Origin of the sequence: Streptomyces sp. ML-6, from assembly GCF_030116705.1 — a bacterium.
Lineage (GTDB): Bacteria > Actinomycetota > Actinomycetes > Streptomycetales > Streptomycetaceae > Streptomyces.
In genome coordinates this window covers 3,080,406-3,095,043 of record NZ_JAOTIK010000001.1, presented here as the reverse complement: position 1 = coordinate 3,095,043, position 14,638 = coordinate 3,080,406, and the positions used below count along the sequence as shown (strand labels likewise).

Below are 14,638 nucleotides of genomic sequence, written 5' to 3'. Positions count from 1 at the left end.
GCGTCCGCTCCGGGCCGCTCTCGGGGCCGTTCAGGGCCGCTCGGGGTCGCTCGGGGTCGCTCAGGGCTCCACCGGGTCCGCCCGGTGGACCGCGGCCGGGGTCACCGCCACGTCCACGGGGCGGTCGTGCGGTTCCTCCGGAACCCGTGCGACCACCTCGTCGTCGTACAGCAGGACCACCAGCGCCGGATGCGCGCCGGCCGCCGCGAGCCGGGCCAGCACCCGGTCGTAGCTGCCGCCGCCGCGCCCCAGCCGCATCCCGCGCCCGTCCACCGCGAGCCCCGGCAGCAGGACCGCGTCGGCGGCCAGGACCGCGTCCGGGCCGAGGCGCTCCCCGGCGGGCTCCAGCAGCCCGCGACCGGCCCGTACGAGCCGCGCGGCCCCCTCGTAGGGCGCCCAGTCCAGGTCGTTGTCGGGAAGCAGCACCGGCAGCAGCACCCGCACGCCCCGCGCGCGCAGGGCGTCCAGCAGGGCGCGGGTGCCCGGTTCGCTCCCCACGGAGACGTACGCGGCGACGGTGCGGGCCCCGGACAGCTCCGGCAGATCCAGGGCGCGCCGGGACAGAACCGTCGCGGCGTTTTCCACGTCCTCCTTGGTCAGAAGGCGTCGCGCGGCCAGCAGTTCATGCCGGAAAAGTGTCTTTTCGGGCTGATTTGCACTCAAGGAACACCTGTGAATCACTCGAATATGCCTATAGGCGTACAAAGTTAACCGGAAACTCATCTTTCGCTCGTGCGGGGCAGTTATCGTTCTGCGCATGACTCAGTCGCCCCCCAGGATCAGCAAGGCTGTCATTCCGGCCGCGGGACTCGGCACCCGCTTCCTGCCGGCCACCAAAGCCACTCCCAAGGAGATGCTGCCTGTCGTCGACAAGCCGGCGATCCAGTACGTCGTCGAGGAGGCGGTGACCGCCGGTCTCTCCGACGTCCTGATGGTCACCGGCCGCAACAAGCGTCCTCTCGAGGACCACTTCGACCGCAATTACGAGCTGGAGTCCGCGCTCACCCGCAAGGGAGACGCCGAACGGCTCAAGAAGGTCCAGGAATCGAGCGACCTGGCCACCATCCACTACGTCCGGCAGGGCGACCCGCGTGGCCTGGGCCACGCGGTGCTGTGCGCCGAGCCGCACGTGGGGGACCAGCCGTTCGCGGTCCTCCTCGGCGACGACCTGATCGACCCGCGCGACCCGCTGCTGGCCCGCATGGTCGAGATCCAGGAGCGCGAGGGCGGCAGCGTCGTCGCGCTGATGGAGGTCGCGCCGGAGCAGATCCACATGTACGGCTGCGCCGCCGCCGACCCCACCGCAGAGGGCGACGTGGTGCGCGTCACGGGCCTGGTCGAGAAGCCCGAGGCGCACGAGGCGCCCAGCAACCTCGCCATCATCGGCCGCTACGTCCTGGACCCCGCCGTCTTCGACATACTGCGCAGGACCGAGCCGGGCCGCGGCGGCGAGATCCAGCTCACCGACGCCCTCCAGCTCCTCGCCGAGGACGAGAAGATCGGCGGCCCCGTGCACGGCGTCGTCTTCAAGGGCCGCCGCTATGACACCGGCGACCGGAGCGATTACCTCCGTGCCATTGTCAGACTCGCGTGCGAACGTGAGGACCTGGGCCCGGACTTCAGGGCCTGGCTTCGCGGGTACGTCACGGAGGAGATGTAGCACCTTGAGCGACACGCTGTGGTCGGTGGACGAGCACCTGGCAGACATTCTCGAAGCGGTGCACCCGCTCGAACCCATCGAGTTGCAGTTGCACGACGCCCAGGGCTGCGTCCTCGTCGAGGACGTCATGGTGGAGGTCGCCCTGCCGCCCTTCGACAACAGCTCGATGGACGGGTACGCGGTCCGGGTCGCCGATGTCGAGGGCGCCGACGAGGAGTTCCCCGCGGTGCTCACGGTCATCGGTGACGTCGCGGCCGGGAGCGACGGGCTGCCCGAGGGCCGCGGGGTCGGCCCCGGCGAGGCCGCCCGCATCATGACCGGCGCCCCGCTGCCGGCCGGGGCCGAGGCCGTGGTCCCGGTCGAGTGGACCGACGGGGGTACGGGTGCCGGCCCCGTCGACACCATGCGCGCCCACCGTGACGCCCCGCAGGACGCGGGCGGCGAGGTCCGGGTGCACCGCCCCGTCGAGGCCCGCGCCCACGTCCGGGCCCGCGGCAGCGACGTGAAGCCGGGCGATCTGGCGCTGAAGGCCGGGTCGGTGATCGGCCCGCCGCAGATCGGCCTGCTCGCCGCGATCGGCCGTGCGACGGTGAAGGTGCGGCCCCGGCCGCGCGTCGTCGTCATCTCCACCGGCAGCGAACTGGTGCAGCCCGGCGAGGAGCTGACCCCCGGCCGGATCTACGACTCGAACAGCTTTGCGCTCACGGCCGCCGCCAGGGACGCCGGAGCGATCGCCTACCGGGTCGGCGCCGTCACCGACGACGCCGACACCCTGCGCGCCACGATCGAGGACCAGCTGATCCGCGCCGACATCGTCGTCACCACCGGCGGCGTCAGCGTCGGCGCGTACGACGTCGTCAAGGAGGCCCTGTCCTCGGTGGGCGACGAGGACGAGCCGGGCGGCGGCATCGACTTCCGCAAGCTCGCCATGCAGCCGGGCAAGCCGCAGGGCTTCGGCTCGATCGGCCCCGACCACACCCCGCTGCTGGCGCTCCCGGGCAACCCCGTCTCCTCGTACGTCTCCTTCGAGCTGTTCGTGCGGCCCGCGATCCGGGCCCTGATGGGCCTCCCGGACGTGAACCGCCCCACCGTCCGGGCCGCCCTCGACGTCGAGAAGGCGCTGACCTCCCCGGCCGGCCGCCGCCAGTTCCTGCGCGGCACGTACGACGAGGAGGCCGGTACGGTCACCCCCGTCGGCGGTGCCGGTTCGCATCTGATCGCCGCGCTCGCCCGTGCGGACGCGCTGATCGTGCTGCCCGAGGACGTCACCTCCGCCGAGCCCGGTACGGACGTCGAGGTGGTCCTGCTCCGCTGATTCCCGGGCGGTGGCGGTACGGTATCTGCCGCTGTGCCTTCCCGGGGAACCCCTCCCGGGGCCCCGGGCCCGCACCCGGTGCGGGCCGCGCGGGGAACGGCGCCCTACCGCGAGGCGGAGTGAGTGAGTACGCAGAACAGGCTGACGCACATCGACGAGGCGGGCGCGGCCCGGATGGTCGACGTCTCCGAGAAGGACGTCACCACGCGGACGGCCCGTGCGAGCGGCCGGGTGCTCGTCTCGCCGCGCGTGGTCGAGCTGCTGCGCGGCGAGGGGGTCCCCAAGGGCGACGCCCTCGCCACCGCCAGGATCGCCGGGATCATGGGGGCCAAGCGCACCCCCGACCTGATCCCGCTCTGCCACCCGCTCGCCGTCTCCGGCGTGAAGGTCGACCTGGGCGTCACGGACGACGCGGTGGAGATCACGGCCACGGTGCGGACCACGGACCGCACCGGCGTCGAGATGGAGGCCCTGACCGCCGTCTCGGTCGCCGCGCTCACCGTGATCGACATGGTCAAGGCGGTCGACAAGGCCGCGGTCATCACGGACGTACGGGTCGAGACGAAGACCGGCGGCAAGTCCGGCGACTACCGGCGTACCGGGGCGGCCGGAGCGCATGAGCCGGACGAGCCGGACGGAGCGGACGCGTGACGGCGCCCGGACCGGGACACCCGGAGGACACCGCTCCGGAGGACACCCCTCCGGACAACACAGCTCTGGACGCCACCGCCCCGTACGCCGCCCTCGTCGTCACCGCCTCCAACCGGGCCTCGGCGGGGGTCTACGCGGACCGGGGCGGCCCGATCGTCGCCGAGGGGCTCGGCCGGCTCGGCTTTTCCGTGGACGGGCCGCAGGTGGTGCCCGACGGCGACCCGGTCGAACAGGCCCTGCGCGCCGCCGTGGCCGCCGGGTACGACGTCGTCGTCACCACCGGCGGCACGGGCATCTCACCCACCGACCGCACCCCCGAGGCCACCCGCCGCGTCCTCGACCGCGAGATCCCCGGCATCCCCGAGGCGATCCGGGCCGAGGGCCGCGACAAGGTCCCCACCGCCGCGCTCTCCCGGGGCCTCGCGGGCGTCGCCGGCGGCACGCTCATCGTGAACCTGCCGGGCTCCACCGGCGGGGTGCGCGACGGCCTCGCGGTCCTCGAACGCCTCCTGGTGCACGCCGTCGACCAACTGCGCGGCGGCGACCACCCCCGACCCGGGAGCCCGAGCTGAACGTCTCGACCTGGCCGGTGGTCCTCCGCGACGGCGATGTCGTCCTGCGCCCGATCAAGCTGCGCGACCAGCGGGTGTGGCGCGAGGTCAACCGGCGCAACCGCGAGTGGCTGCGGCCCTGGGAGGCGACCGTGCCGCCGCCGGCCCCGGGCGGCCCGGTGGCCCGGCGTCCCACGTACCGTCAGATGATCCGGCACCTGCGCACCGAGGCCAACGCGGGCCGGATGCTGCCCTTCGCCATCGAGTACCGGGGCCGTCTGGTGGGCCAGTTGACGGTCGCCGGGATCACCTGGGGATCGATGTGCTCGGGCCACGTCGGTTACTGGGTCGACCAGGAGGTGGCCGGGCGGGGCGTGATGCCGACGGCGGTCGCCCTCGTCGTCGACCACTGTTTCCGCACGGTCGGACTGCACCGCATCGAAGTGTGCATTCGGCCGGAGAACGGGCCCAGCAGAAGGGTCGTCGAGAAACTGGGATTCCGCGAAGAGGGACTGCGTCCGCGATATCTCCACATCGACGGCGCCTGGCGCGACCACCTGATCTACGCGCTCACCGCGGAGGAAGTGCCCGAGGGGATGCTCCGCCGCTGGCACCGGAAACGGCCGGGAACACCACGGGAAATAAAATAAGTGTTCGATATTGGTCGGTAGTTGGAGTCGTCGATCGGACATCGGGCGCGCACAAACCTCCACGGGCGATCCGAACATTCACAAAAAAACTCCTTGATATCAGCCGGATCGTGCGACACACCGGTCCAATTGGCGGATGCCTCCGCGCAAACCCCTCTACGGTGTGAGATGTGAGCAGCAGCGGCCTCATCTACGCAGTCATCGTCGGGGCCTGGGCCGCCTACTTGGTGCCGATGTGGCTCCGCAGGCAGGACGAGCTCAACGAAGCCCGTCCGACGGAACGCTTCAGCACCGCCATCCGGCTGCTGTCCGGACGGGCGGGAATGGAGCGCCGGTACGCCAAGGAGTTGCGGGGGCGCATTGCCGAGGAGGCGGAGCCCGACGTCGACCCGGACGCCGAAACGGACCGATTGGAATCCGTGGACGTCCGGGCCTTCGCCGCGCCCGACGCGCATACCGAGGCACGGGTGCACGACCCGGCGCGTGCGCCCGAGCACGCGGCCGAGAAGCGCCCCGAGCCGGTCCCCGCGCGGCGCGCCCGCCCGCGCCCGGGCGCGACGGACGCCGAGCGCGTCCGGCGGGCCCAGCGCCTCCAGGTCCTCGCGCGCCGTCGGCGCACCACCGTGGTCCTCTTCCTGGCCTTCACCCTCGGCGCGGTCGTGGCGGCGGTCGGCGGTCTCCACTTCCTGTGGGCACCCGCGGTCCCGGCCGTGCTGCTGAGCGCGTACATCGTGCATCTGCGGACCCAGGAGCGGCGCCGGTTCGCCTTCACCATGGACCGGCGACGGGCCGAGGTGGCGGCGCAGCACCTGCGTGAGAACCGTCACCGCGGCCACCGGCCGGCCACGGCGACGGCCCCCGTCGAACCCGACGAGGAGCCCGAGGCGCGCCACCCCGAGCCGGAACCCGCCCCCGCGGTCTCCCCGCAGGAGGCCGGCCGCCGCGCCCTGGTCGAGCAGACGGACCACGCGGAATGGGTCGACCAGCAGCGCGAGCGCGGCCGGGCCCAGGGCGACAGCTGGGAGCCGGTCCCGGTCCCGCTGCCGACCTACGTCACGGCCCCGGTCGCCCCGCGTGCCACGGGCGGCGTCGAGGTCGGCAACCCGGAGACCTGGAGCGCGGCCCGCTCCAGCGCCGCGGAGCCCAGCCAGACGGGCACCTCGCACCCCACCGTGCCCCCCGTCGAGCCGGCACCGCGCCAGCGCACCACCCAGTCCCGCCGCAATCGCGACCGCGGCCGGACCCCGCTCTTCGACCAGTACGAGGACGGGGAGCGGCCCCGTGCCGCCAACGAATGAACCCGCTCCCGGCCCGGCCGCGACACCGACTCGGCTGACCAGCACGGACCGGATTTCCGAGCACCCCATCAGGGGTGCTAGAGTTTCACTCGTTGCAAGGGCCTGTGGCGCAGTCTGGTAGCGCACCTCGTTCGCATCGAGGGGGTCTGGGGTTCAAATCCCCACAGGTCCACAACAACGCAAGATCCCGTCCGATCGAAAGATCGGGCGGGATCTTCGTCGTTTCCGGGGCCGGCCGCGATCAGTTGTCGGCATTGATTCGTCTCGTGGAGTTTCGCCGGGCGGGCTTGCATGTGGCGATCCACACATCAATGCCGGGTGCCTGGGCGAGTGGTCAACGACGCCTGGAAGGCGACATGTCCTCGATCCGGATGGCCCAGCTCATGGAGGGCACCGACCTCGCCGCCCTTGAGGCGGTGGTGCCGGGGGTGCGGCGCGGTCGCCGCGGCCCGCAGTCATGCGACGTCCCGGGGGTCCGACACCGGGCCGTAGCCCTCGCCCTGCTCTTGAGTCGGCGCGGCCAGCAGTTCGGGGTCGGAGTAGACCTCGGCATTCCGTCCGATTTGATTGAACGGGCGGGATCTTGGTGTTTCCGAAGCGTGGTTGTTGCCCGGTGGGAGACCCGGCTGCGGGAGGCACGGTGCTCCCTCCGGCAGAAGGGCTCCGAGGCCGGTGTGCGGGGTGTCCTCCTGCCCGGCGCCGAGGGCTGCCAGGCGGGTGAGGGAGAGCGGGGCTCTGCTTCGCGCGGGCTGTCGGGACGGAGACGGGTGGTCGAGCGAGGGCGACGCGGTGCTCAGGGCGCCTTGACGGACTCGATGAACGGCGTCCACGCGGACGCGTTCACGACGAGCACCGGACCCTCGGGACGCTTGGAGTCGCGGACGGGGACGATGCCGGGGTGACCGTCCGCGACTTCGAGGCAGTCGCCGCCGGAGGTGTTGCTGTGGCTGCTCTTGCGCCAGTGGGCGAACTCCTCCGCGACTTCGAGGCAGTTGCCGCCGGAGGTGTTGCTGTGGCTGCTCCTACGCCATGTGACGGCGCTCAAGTCGAACTGGCTGCAGACCATTTCGGTAGTCCTCTGCCGCTTCCTCGATCATGGTGAGGGACACCCCCGGCGGCGAGGCGGCGGCCCTCAGGAGATCGTACGACCTCCGGTACTGCTTCACGAGGGCCGGATCGTCGACGGTATTCCCGTGGTGCTGGCCCTCCATGTAGACCAGCGGGGGAGCGTCCGCGAAGTCCAGCACCATGGCGTTGCTCAGCATCAGGGCGTGCGCTCCCGCGTTCCACGGGAGGATCTGCGTGAAGATCCGGCCCCTCCTGATGAGGGCGGCGATGTGGTCCAGCTGCTCGGCCATCTGCTGCGGTGGCAGGATCGGCAGGCGCAGCAGGGATTCGGGAAGGATCGCCCAGTACTGCGGGGTCCGGTGATCGGCTTCGAAGAGTTGTGCCCGCGCCAGGCGTCCGTTGACCTTTTCGTCGATCTCCTCCGGGAGCTCCAGGATCCGCTCGGCATGGAACAGGGCCCGTGCGTACGCCTCTGTCTGGAGCAGGCCGGGGAAGACGCCCGGTGACCACTCCTCGATGGTCTCGGCGCGCTTCTCGGCATCCAGCACGCGCTCGAAGTATTCCGCGTGGCCCTTGCGCTTGGCCTTCCGTACGTCGTCGCAGCCGCGTGCGAAGTAGCCGTCCGTGCCGAGTACCCGGTCGGCGTGCTGGGCCAGGTCCGGCGGCATGCTGCGGTTGCCGTGCTCGATCTCGCTGAGGAGCGTGATGCCGTAGAAGCTGCCTTCTGCCAGTTTCTCCAGGGTCATTCCGGCTTTCTCCCGTTGGTAGCGGAGTTCCTTGCCGTAGAACTGGGGTACGCCTGCCGAGCCGTCGATCTCCTTGCGCGTAGCCACCGTTGACCACCTTTCGTGCCGTGCGTCGTGAGGCGGGAAACCCTTTCAAGGTAGGGATCCGTGTGGCAGTGCGTGAGGATTTCGTCACAAGGCGCAACGGAAGGTGTACGGCTTCTCGGGACGGCCGGACAACGTGGGGCGGAGACGGTTCAGGAACGCTATTTTTCTTGCAGGTCTTGCAGGTCTTGCAGGTCTTGCAGGTTTTGCAGGTCTTGCAGGTTTTGTTCGGAGCGCAGCCCGGGAGAAGGGGAGACGCAGTGCTGGGAGAAGCGGGGGAGCTGGCGGCGTTAGGCGCCGCGGCATTGGTCAACGCCGCATCGACCGACGTGTGGCAGACGGTGCGGACCGGCTTCATGCGGTTGTTCGGGAGAGGCGAGGGCGGGGGCGAGGGCGACGAGGAGCGCGGCCTGCAGCTCCGGAACCGGCTCGACGACACCGCGGCGGAGATCGAGGGGCTTCCGCCGGCCGACCGCGACGAGGTGCGACGGCAGCTCGAAGGTCTCTGGGCCAGCCGGTTGGGTGTTCTGCTCGCGGCCAATCCCGAAGCGGCGCAGGAGTTTGCCGCCCTGATCCGTCACGTGCAGGCGCAGCTGCCCGCGGGCCCGCAGTCGTCGGGGCAGACCAACATCGCGCAGAGCGGTGGGGTCCAGTACATCAGCCAGCACGGTGACATCCATGTCGGCGATGGCGGGGCGGCGCGTCCGTGAGCGTGGAGGAGCCGTCGTCCCAGCGCAACATCGCGGGCAGCGGAGGCGTCTCGAACGTCACGCAGTTCGGGAACATCATCAATCCCCCGCCGCCCCCTCGCCGGCGTCGTGGCGTCGTCCTGGGCGCGGTCGTGGTCGTCGCGGCCACCGCGGTGGTGGCCGTGGCGGGCGGTGTGCTGCTGCGGGACTTCGTGGGGCGCGGCAACGAGCACCGGTCCCCGTTCGCCGGCGCGCCTTCGGGCTCGTACGCCCCCACGCCCTCGGTATCGGCGTCGCCGTCCTCCAAGAAGTCGGCCACACCGCCCGATCCGCCCTCCGCCGATCCTCCGCCCGCCGATCCGTCGCCCAGGACCACCCCTTCCAAGGAAGGGAAGGCCAGGATCTCGCCGGTCGGCGAATGGATGTGCAAGGAAGCCGGTTTCAAGTACCCGACCTCGTACGGTTACGGGCTGCGGCCCTGTTTCCGCGCCGCCGACGGCACCCTTCAGTACACCGTCAGGGTCCAGGTGAAGCGCGCCCAGAAGATCACCATTCACTACTGGCTGTACCGCTTCGACAAAGGAGCGGATCAGAGTGTCGACAAGCCGGTCATCGGGAGCAGACACAGCTGCGAACTGTCCCTCGTCCCGGGCCGGGACGAGCAGTGCGGTGTGCAGTCCCTGGATCCGGCCGCGGATGACTACGCGGTGGCGGCCACCGCCGACTCCGGCAGTTACGACGGGGTCGACAGCGAAGTCAAGCACTGGACCGGCAACGACCTTGTCGCATGGGGTGGTTGACGCCACCCACGGCATCCGGCCGGTGGCCGCGCAGAGAAGGCTCAGTGCGCGGCGTCCAGGCGGGCCCGCTGATCGTCCGTCAGTTCCAGGTCGCCCGCCGCCAGGTTCTCCTTCAGCTGCGCCACCGACGACGCCCCGGCCAGGGGGACGATGGGCAGCCGGTGGCCGATCTGCCAGGCCAGGACGACCTGGTTGAGGGTGGCTCCGGTCTCGGCGGCGACCTCGCGCAGCACCGCGAGCCGGGCGGGGGTGCCGGGGTGGTCGTAGTCCTGGGGGACCGGCTTGTCGGGGCGGGTGTACGCGCCGGCGAGCAGCGGGGAGTACGCGACCAGGGTCAGCGCGGGTTCGGCGCGCAGGTAGCTGAGCAGTTCGGGCCCGGCGTGGCCGAGGCTGCCGTCCTCGAAGAGCGGGCTGGGGACGTCGTACCGGGGGCGGAGGTGGCTGTGCTGGTACTGGAGCACCTCGTAGCCCGGCAGTCCGGCCGCCGCCGCGAGCGAGCGGGCGCGCTCCACCCGCCAGACGGCGTGGTTGCTGACGCCCAGCAGGCCGACCGTCCCCTCTGCCGCCAACTCCCCGAACGCCTCGACGGTCTCGCGGAGCGGGACGGTCCGGTCCTCGATGTGGGCGTAGAGCAGGTCCAGCCGTTCCACCCCGAGCCGTTCCCGGCTGCGCTCGGCGGCCTCGCGGACCGCCTTCGCCGAGAGTCCTTCCGGGTTGTCGAGGTACCCGGTGCCGGGGGCGAGCGGCGCGGCGCCCAGCTTGGTGGCGATGACGATCTCGTCGCCGACGCCTCGGCTGCGCCGCCACTTCCCGAGCAGCCGCTCGCTCTGGCCGCCGAGGTCGTCGCCGACCCAATAGGCGTAGTTGTCGGAGGTGTCGATGAAGGTGCCGCCCGCCTCGACGAAGTGGTCCAGGACGGCGAACGAGGTCTTCTCGTCGGTCACCGATCCGAAGAGCATCGCGCCGAGCGCGAGGACGCTCACCTCGCGGCGGGTGGCGGGATCGATTCCGATGGTGCGGTACTTCATGACTGTCCCCTCCGGTCGCGGCCTCCGCCGGTCGGTGGCCGCGGGGAGAGTTTGCTTGTTGAAGTGCACTCCAACGCAAGGGCGTTGTGGCCGCGCCGGTGTGCGTGGGGGTGGAGCAGCGGGCGTGGCCTTTCGGGAGGGTTTTCGGTGGGGCCGTTCCGCGGAGGTTTTACGTGGGGGGCGTTCCGCGGGGGTTTTACGTGAGGGGCGTTCCGCGGGGGTCGTTCGACGAGGGCCGTTTCCGCCGGACGCGGCATCGGTCCCGGAGGAGGGGTCGCCTACCCTGAACGCGTTCCCCCCCGCTTTCGCTCATGAAATCTCCGTTCCGAGAGGAGCGCCCCGTGACGGTCGGCAGGCCCGAGCCCCGGATCGACACCAGCAAGCCCCATCCCGCGCGCGTCTACGACTGGCTTCTGGGCGGCAAGGACCATTACCCCGTCGATCAGGAGGTGGCGGAGAAGCTGCCCGCGGAGGCGCGGGGCAACGCGGCGCGGAACCGGGCCTTCATGCACCGGGCCGCCGCCTGGCTGGCGCGGTCCGGGGTCGACCAGTTCCTCGACATCGGTACCGGCATCCCCACCGAGCCCAATCTGCACCAGGTCGTCCAGGCCGTCGTGCCGGGCGCCCGGGTCGTCTACGCGGACAACGACCCGATCGTCCTGCGCCACGCGGAGGCGCTGCTGATCAGCAGCCCCGAGGGCGCCACCGACTACATCCACGCGGATGTGCGGCAGCCGGAGACGATCCTCGAACGCGCCGCCGAACTGCTGGACTTCGACCGGCCGGTCGCGCTGTCCCTGATCGCGCTGCTGCACTTCCTGCCGGACGACCAGGACCCGTACGGCATCACCCGCACCCTGGTCGACGCGTTGCCGTCGGGCAGCTTCCTGGTGCTCTCGCACGGCACGGCCGATCAGCACCCGGAGCTGAGGGAGAAGACCGAGGCCGCGTACCGGAAGGGAGCGATCCCGTTGCGGATGCGCACCCGGGGCGAGGTCGAGCCCTTCTTCGAGGGGCTGGACCTCGTCGAGCCGGGCCTGGTCTTCGCCACGGAGTGGTACCGGGAGGCGCCCGCCCCGGTCCAGGAGCGCAGTGGTTTCTACGTGGGGGTCGGCCGGGTGCGCTGAGCCGCCGGGGGTGGAGAGCGGCGGCGGGGAGTGGGTGCGGAGGGGAGGGGTGCGAAGGGGGCGGGCGGGGTACGGCTAGCGCAGCGGCTTGGCGTAGCAGCGGCTGCTCTCGTACGTACGGTAGTGGCCGAACTTCTCGCACGGGGTGTACCCGCTGGACGTGTACAGCGCGATCGCCTCGGGCTGCTGGTCCCCGGTCTCCAGCACCATGCGGATGCGGCCCGCAGCCCGTGCGTCGTCCTCCAGGGCGGCCAGGATGCGGCGGGCCAGCCCCTTGCCGCGGCCCTCGGGGATCACGAACATCCGCTTGAGCTCGGCGTCGCCGTCCGAGTAGCCCAGGTCGTTGCGGTCCTGGGCGCGCCAGCCGCCGGTGGCGACCGGGCGGTCCCGCGCATCGTAGGCGAGGAGGTACAGGCCGTTCGGCGGCCGGAACATCGACGCGTCGAGCGGTGTGACGTCGCCCTCGTCGCCGTACCGCTCGGCGTATTCGAGCTGCACCTGGTCGTTGAGTTTGACGGCGTCCGGGTGATCGAAAGGTCGAGGGCGAATATTCATGCGTTGAATGGTACATGTATGCGAGCGGTCGATGTCGGTATCGTGCCGGAATGCTCACTGTCACCACGGTCAATGTAAACGGGCTCCGTGCCGCCGCCAAAAAGGGCTTCGTCGAGTGGCTGGCCCGTACCGAAGCCGATGTGATCTGCCTGCAGGAGGTGCGGGCCGAGCCGCAGCAGCTCCCCGACGAGGTGCGCGACCCCGAGGGCTGGCACACCGTGCACGCGCCGGCCGCCGCCAAGGGCCGGGCCGGTGTCTCCCTCTACACGCGACGGGCGCCCGAGCGGGTGCAGGTCGGGTTCGGCGGCTTCGGGATCGCCGGGAGCGAGGAGTTCGACACGAGCGGCCGTTACGTCGAGATCGATCTGCCCGGCGTCACGGTCGCGAGCCTCTACCTGCCCTCCGGCGAGGTCGGCACGGAGAAGCAGGAGGAGAAGGAACGGTTCATGGCCGCGTTCCTGCCCTACCTGAAGGGGCTGAAGGAGCGTGCCGCCGCCGACGGGCGGGAGGTGGTGGTCTGCGGCGACTGGAACATCGCCCACCGGGAGGCCGACCTGAAGAACTGGAAGGCCAACAAGAAGAACTCCGGCTTCCTCCCCGAGGAGCGGGAGTGGCTGACCCGGGTCCTCGACGAGGCCGGGTACGCCGACGTCGTACGGGAGCTGCATCCCGACGTGGAGGGGCCGTACTCCTGGTGGTCCTACCGGGGCCGGGCCTTCGACAACGACACGGGATGGAGGATCGACTACCAGATGGCCACGCCGGGGCTGGCCGCCCGTGCGGTGAAGGGTCTGGTCGAGCGGGCCGCCACGCACGGCGAGCGGTGGAGCGACCACGCACCGGTGACGGTGGTGTTCGAGCACTGACCCCGGGTCCGCCCGGTCCGCCCGGTCCGCCCGGTCCGACCGGTCCGACCGGAGCGGTGTCGGCGAGGGCGCCGGGGAGATCGGTGCTTGACCTCAACTCTGGTTGAGGGGCGAGGGTCGGGTCATGACCACTCACGACTCGACAGTTCTCCTCTTCCGGAACACCATGCGCATCACCGACGGTCACCTGCAGGGGTTCCGCGACGCCATCGCCGGGGCAGTGGCGTTCGCGGAGCAGCACGGGCCGCAGCTGATGGTGGAGACGTTCCTGGACGAGGAGCGGATGCTCGCCCACAGTTTCCAGCTCTATCAGGACTCCGAAGCGGTCCGCCTCCACTGGAAGCTGGCGGACCCGTACATCCAAGAGGTGATGAAGCACTGCCGGGTGGAGCGCTTCGAGGTGTTCGGTGAACCGGACGCCGATGTGGCGGCGGGCGTGCGTTCGGCGCTCGGCGAGCAGTGTGAGCTGACCTTCAGTCCGCGCATCGCCGGCTTCGTCCGCTTCGGCACCGGACTCCGCCCCTAGCGGTCGGCCGCTTACCGCCCGGCTGCTTACCGCTCGGCGTCGGCGGACATGCCCGGCGTCGGCGGTCCGACCGGCTTCGATTCCGCCGGACGTCGGGGCGGGGACTTCGAACGAGGGATCGCGCGAACGTGAGTTCGTACGAACTGGAGGGCGTACGAGGCAGTCCGGGCCGGGCAGTATTCCGGCGTGCGATCAAGATCAAGGGTGGCGGCCGGTGGCCGGGACTCCGCGGTGAGGGGCCCGGCCTTCAGGAGGCGGGGCTCTGCGACGGCTCCCCGGCGCTTTCCGGGCTCTCGGGGCTTTCCAGGCTTTCCGGGTTGGTGGGGCCGCCCCGGTTCTCCCGGTTCTCGTGGCCCTCTTGGTTCCCTCGGCCCTCCCGGCCTTCTTGGCCCTCCCGGCGTAGTCGCCGGTCCAGTGCCATGGACAGTTCGGCGTCCATCACCGCCCGTGCCAGCGGCCGGAGTTGGGGCGGTTCGGCCTCGTCGCTGTGTTCCCGCAGGACGCTCACGAAGAGTTCCGCGAGGGCGTCCGCGTGCTCGCGGACCCGGCGCCCCGTCGCGAGCACGGTGGCGAGCGGCACGCCCTCCCGCACCAGCTCGGACGACACGTCCAGCAGGCGACGGCTGATGTGGACGATCTCGTCGCCGTCGGTGGCGAGGTAGCCGAGGTCGAGGGCGGTGGCGAGGTTCTCGGCGCTGGTCTCGCCCTGGAAGTAGTCCGCGAGCTGCTCGGGGGTGAGGCGGACCGGCGTCTCCTCGGTCGGCTCGCCCAGACCCAGTACCTCGGCGACGTCCCGGCCGCTCTCGAAGGTGCGGGCCAGGTCGGCGATCCCGGTGAGGGTGTGGCCGCGTTCCAGCAGGCCCGTGATGGTGCGCAGCCGGGCCAGGTGGTGATCGTCGTACCAGGCGATGCGCCCCTCCCTGCGGGGCGGCGAGATCAGTCCGCGCTCCCGGTAGAAGCGCACGGTCCGCACGGGGATGCCGGCCTCCTTGGCCAGCTCCTCCATGCGGTATTCACGGTGCTC

At 71.1% G+C, this 14,638-nt stretch carries 17 protein-coding genes and 1 tRNA gene; 12 read left to right on the top strand and 6 right to left on the bottom strand.

From position 1 onward, the window contains the following. Positions 1-60: 60 nt before the first annotated feature. A complete protein-coding gene (locus tag OCT49_RS13425) occupies positions 61-663 on the bottom strand; it encodes a 5-formyltetrahydrofolate cyclo-ligase (protein WP_283852105.1) in 603 nt (200 codons plus the stop codon). Between the two features lie 94 nt (positions 664-757). Here OCT49_RS13425 and galU point away from each other — a divergent pair, with 94 nt between their 5' ends. The 7 genes from galU (at position 758) to OCT49_RS13390 (ending at position 6,297) form a co-directional block, all read left to right on the top strand. Further along, positions 758-1,660 carry a UTP--glucose-1-phosphate uridylyltransferase GalU gene (gene galU / locus OCT49_RS13420; RefSeq protein WP_283852104.1) on the top strand — a complete coding sequence of 301 codons (903 nt, stop codon included), beginning with the start codon at positions 758-760 and terminating at the stop codon, positions 1,658-1,660. A 4-nt stretch (positions 1,661-1,664) separates the two neighbouring features. After that, on the top strand, positions 1,665-2,975 hold the full coding sequence (gene glp, locus OCT49_RS13415; RefSeq protein WP_283852103.1) for a molybdotransferase-like divisome protein Glp: 1,311 nt from the start codon (positions 1,665-1,667) through the stop codon (positions 2,973-2,975). Positions 2,976-3,098: 123 nt separating this feature from the next. Then, positions 3,099-3,626: a cyclic pyranopterin monophosphate synthase MoaC gene (gene moaC, locus OCT49_RS13410; protein WP_283852102.1), complete on the top strand. Its 528-nt coding sequence runs from the start codon at positions 3,099-3,101 to the stop codon at positions 3,624-3,626. 65 nt (positions 3,627-3,691) lie between these two features. Continuing rightward, entirely contained in the window at positions 3,692-4,198 is a 507-nt protein-coding gene (locus OCT49_RS13405) for a MogA/MoaB family molybdenum cofactor biosynthesis protein (protein WP_283855786.1), read from the top strand. Positions 4,199-4,215: 17 nt separating this feature from the next. Next, positions 4,216-4,827, top strand: coding sequence for a GNAT family N-acetyltransferase (locus OCT49_RS13400; RefSeq protein ID WP_283852101.1), 612 nt, complete (start codon positions 4,216-4,218; stop codon positions 4,825-4,827). A gap of 170 nt (positions 4,828-4,997) precedes the next feature. Continuing rightward, positions 4,998-6,125: a divisome protein SepX/GlpR gene (sepX, locus tag OCT49_RS13395; RefSeq protein WP_283852100.1), complete on the top strand. Its 1,128-nt coding sequence runs from the start codon at positions 4,998-5,000 to the stop codon at positions 6,123-6,125. Between the two features lie 98 nt (positions 6,126-6,223). Further along, positions 6,224-6,297: transfer RNA gene (locus OCT49_RS13390), tRNA-Ala, on the top strand. A gap of 621 nt (positions 6,298-6,918) precedes the next feature. Here the strand turns inward: OCT49_RS13390 and OCT49_RS13385 are convergent. Both OCT49_RS13385 and OCT49_RS13380 read right to left on the bottom strand, forming a co-directional pair. After that, positions 6,919-7,170 (bottom strand): DUF397 domain-containing protein, encoded by a 252-nt coding sequence (locus tag OCT49_RS13385; protein WP_283852099.1) that lies wholly within the window; start codon positions 7,168-7,170, stop codon positions 6,919-6,921. Further along, the gene (locus OCT49_RS13380; protein WP_283852098.1) at positions 7,148-8,026 is read right to left on the bottom strand and encodes a helix-turn-helix domain-containing protein; all 879 of its coding nucleotides are present in this window, start codon (positions 8,024-8,026) and stop codon (positions 7,148-7,150) included. Before OCT49_RS13380 ends, OCT49_RS13385 begins: the two co-directional genes overlap by 23 nt. 257 nt (positions 8,027-8,283) lie before the next feature. On the opposite strand from OCT49_RS13380, the gene OCT49_RS13375 reads away from it, so the two are divergent. Beyond that, positions 8,284-8,733 (top strand): hypothetical protein, encoded by a 450-nt coding sequence (locus tag OCT49_RS13375; RefSeq protein WP_283852097.1) that lies wholly within the window; start codon positions 8,284-8,286, stop codon positions 8,731-8,733. Beyond that, positions 8,730-9,512, top strand: coding sequence for a hypothetical protein (locus OCT49_RS13370; RefSeq protein ID WP_283852096.1), 783 nt, complete (start codon positions 8,730-8,732; stop codon positions 9,510-9,512). Before OCT49_RS13375 ends, OCT49_RS13370 begins: the two co-directional genes overlap by 4 nt. A gap of 41 nt (positions 9,513-9,553) precedes the next feature. On the opposite strand, the gene OCT49_RS13365 is transcribed toward OCT49_RS13370, so the two are convergent. Beyond that, positions 9,554-10,540, bottom strand: a complete 987-nt coding sequence (locus tag OCT49_RS13365; protein ID WP_283852095.1) for an aldo/keto reductase — start codon at positions 10,538-10,540, stop codon at positions 9,554-9,556. A 341-nt stretch (positions 10,541-10,881) separates the two neighbouring features. Here OCT49_RS13365 and OCT49_RS13360 point away from each other — a divergent pair, with 341 nt between their 5' ends. Beyond that, positions 10,882-11,667, top strand: coding sequence for an SAM-dependent methyltransferase (locus OCT49_RS13360; RefSeq protein WP_283852094.1), 786 nt, complete (start codon positions 10,882-10,884; stop codon positions 11,665-11,667). 75 nt (positions 11,668-11,742) lie between these two features. On the opposite strand, the gene OCT49_RS13355 is transcribed toward OCT49_RS13360, so the two are convergent. Beyond that, positions 11,743-12,222 (bottom strand): GNAT family N-acetyltransferase, encoded by a 480-nt coding sequence (locus tag OCT49_RS13355; protein ID WP_283852093.1) that lies wholly within the window; start codon positions 12,220-12,222, stop codon positions 11,743-11,745. A 50-nt stretch (positions 12,223-12,272) separates the two neighbouring features. Between OCT49_RS13355 and OCT49_RS13350 the strand changes: the two genes are divergently transcribed. Both OCT49_RS13350 and OCT49_RS13345 read left to right on the top strand, forming a co-directional pair. After that, on the top strand, positions 12,273-13,088 hold the full coding sequence (locus OCT49_RS13350; protein ID WP_283852092.1) for an exodeoxyribonuclease III: 816 nt from the start codon (positions 12,273-12,275) through the stop codon (positions 13,086-13,088). A 124-nt stretch (positions 13,089-13,212) separates the two neighbouring features. After that, positions 13,213-13,614, top strand: coding sequence for a hypothetical protein (locus tag OCT49_RS13345; RefSeq protein WP_283852091.1), 402 nt, complete (start codon positions 13,213-13,215; stop codon positions 13,612-13,614). Between the two features lie 247 nt (positions 13,615-13,861). Here the strand turns inward: OCT49_RS13345 and OCT49_RS13340 are convergent, their stop codons facing one another. Continuing rightward, on the bottom strand, positions 13,862-14,620 hold the full coding sequence (locus OCT49_RS13340; protein ID WP_502963462.1) for a MerR family transcriptional regulator: 759 nt from the start codon (positions 14,618-14,620) through the stop codon (positions 13,862-13,864). Positions 14,621-14,638: the final 18 nt, after the last annotated feature.

Coding starts and splice junctions, on each gene's coding strand:
- galU (WP_283852104.1), top strand. CDS start 758: ATGACTCAGTCGCCCCCCAGGATCAGCAAGGCTGTCATTCCGGCCGCG.
- OCT49_RS13365 (WP_283852095.1), bottom strand. CDS start 10,540: ATGAAGTACCGCACCATCGGAATCGATCCCGCCACCCGCCGCGAGGTG.
- OCT49_RS13355 (WP_283852093.1), bottom strand. CDS start 12,222: ATGAATATTCGCCCTCGACCTTTCGATCACCCGGACGCCGTCAAACTC.
- OCT49_RS13350 (WP_283852092.1), top strand. CDS start 12,273: ATGCTCACTGTCACCACGGTCAATGTAAACGGGCTCCGTGCCGCCGCC.
- OCT49_RS13345 (WP_283852091.1), top strand. CDS start 13,213: ATGACCACTCACGACTCGACAGTTCTCCTCTTCCGGAACACCATGCGC.
- OCT49_RS13340 (WP_502963462.1), bottom strand. CDS start 14,620: ATGGAGGAGCTGGCCAAGGAGGCCGGCATCCCCGTGCGGACCGTGCGC.